The sequence below is a fragment of the Nguyenibacter vanlangensis genome, from assembly GCF_013376155.1.
Lineage (GTDB): Bacteria > Pseudomonadota > Alphaproteobacteria > Acetobacterales > Acetobacteraceae > Gluconacetobacter > Gluconacetobacter vanlangensis.
This window is the reverse complement of sequence record NZ_JABXXP010000577.1, coordinates 1-1,805: the sequence shown is the minus strand read 5'-3', so window position 1 is coordinate 1,805 and position 1,805 is coordinate 1. Positions and strand designations below refer to the sequence as shown.

At 71.4% G+C, this 1,805-nt stretch carries 2 protein-coding genes; both read right to left on the bottom strand.

Annotation, left to right across the window (positions count from 1 at the left end):
* A partial coding sequence (locus HUK84_RS16835) for a SulP family inorganic anion transporter (protein ID WP_246285750.1) occupies positions 1-522 on the bottom strand: 522 nt, incomplete at its 3' end.
* Positions 523-605: 83 nt separating this feature from the next.
* On the bottom strand, positions 606-1,805 hold a 1,200-nt coding region (locus HUK84_RS16830; RefSeq protein WP_176641301.1), incomplete at its 5' end, for a DUF2252 domain-containing protein.

The following is a 1,805-nucleotide window of genomic DNA, read 5'->3' as shown; positions in this document are numbered from 1 at the left end:
CGCGGCGGTCAGCCCCTGCGCCCGCGGCAGCGCCCGCGCCACCTGCACCAGTTGCAGCAACGGGTCATGGGCCGGCGCCGCCACCCCCAGCATGTCGCGGCTCATGGCGATGCCCACCTGCACCCCCACCCCGGCCAGAAACCCGACCAGCACGGTGCGCGAGAAGAAATCCGCCAGGAACCCCAGCCGAAACAGCCGCGCCACCAGCAGGAACCCCGCGCACAGCAGGGTCAGCATCCCCACCAGCGCCACGTAATGCGGACTGCCCGGCGCGGCCATCGGCGCCAGCGCGCTCGAGAAGATCGCCGCCGTCGCCGAATCCGCCGCCACCACCAGGTGGCGCGACGATCCCAGCACGGCGAACGCGACCAGCGGCAGCAGAACGGTATACAGGCCCGTGACGGCCGGCATGACCGCGATGCGCGTATAGCCCAGCACCTGCGGAATGTTCATCGAGGCCAGGGTCAGCCCCGCCAGCGCATCCTTCGCCCAGGCGACCCGCATCTCTCCGGCGGCCCACATCCCCCCGGAGCCCCGCGCCGCCAGGCCCCGCATCAGGTGCGTCAATCGCGCCCCCAGCATCCCCATCGTCCCCGGGCCGCCGGTCAGGCGGCCCCGGACCAGGCGGGCAGGCGTCCAGCCGCGATCGCCTCCTTGAACAGGCTCCAGTCCCGGCGCGTCTGCTCGGCATACAGCACCGAGAACGCACCGATCGCCTCGGCGAAAGCCCGCCCCCGGCCCAGATAGGCCGACAGCATCACCACGTCGCCGGTGCGCGCGTGCGCCCGCGCCAGGGTACGGCCGCACAGCGGCGCGTAATCCGGCAGCGAATCCGCGACGAACTCGGCGCCCACCGCCGCCAGCCGCGTATCCTTCACCCGGCGGACATAGAATTGCCTCCCCGCCCCCGATAATGAATGGCTCAGGGAATGGCCCGACGAACGGACGATATCCTCCGCCTCGTCCTGCTCGGCACTGTGAGTCCAGCCCAGGAACGCATCGGCCGCCGCCTGCATGATGCGCTGGCCCGTCACCACCCGCTGCCCCTGGTTGCGGAAATTCGACGCCCCGGCGAACGGCGCCAGCACCGAATCCTGCGCCTCCTTGATCTGCAGCAGCAGCGTGTCGCCGTCCGCGGTGGCGAACAGGCCGATGGCGCAGAACGTCCCCACGCTGCCCACCCCGACGACCTTGAAGATCACATCCCGCAGCCGATAGCGCGACAGCAGGATCCCGCGCTCGGGCGGCTGGGTGGCGACATAGCGGGCAAAGGCCCCCCGCACCGCGTCGTCATTCTCCGGCAGGCGCATCACCAGCGGCGGCTTCTCGCGCAGCGAAGGCGCCCCCCGGTCGTCGGCCACCAGCCCGAAATGAAGCGTCGCGCTCTCCAGCCGCGCCTCCAGCAGCGCGCGCATCCGCCGCCGCGCCTTCCGGTCGGAAAAATCGTCGATCGCCGCCATCAGGTCGATCCGATTGGTCCAGATCTCCATCGGCGTCAGCGGCGCCAGACGCTCCATCTCCCCCGCATAGGCCCGCGCCGCCGCCTCGGCCAGGCCGCGCGCCTTGTCCTCCGACAGCCCCGCCTCCAGCCCCGCCAGCACCAGCGAGGCCCCCAACCGCTTGATATCCCATTCGAACGGCGCGGGCAGCGTCTCGTCGAAATCGTTGAGGTCGAAAACCGGCTGCCCCTCGGGCGAGGCATAGCTGCCGAAATTCGCCAGATGGCAATCCCCGCAGCTCTGCACGCGCGGCCCGGCCCAGGCGGTATGCGCCAGGTCCGCCGCCATCACCGCCGCCGCCCCGCG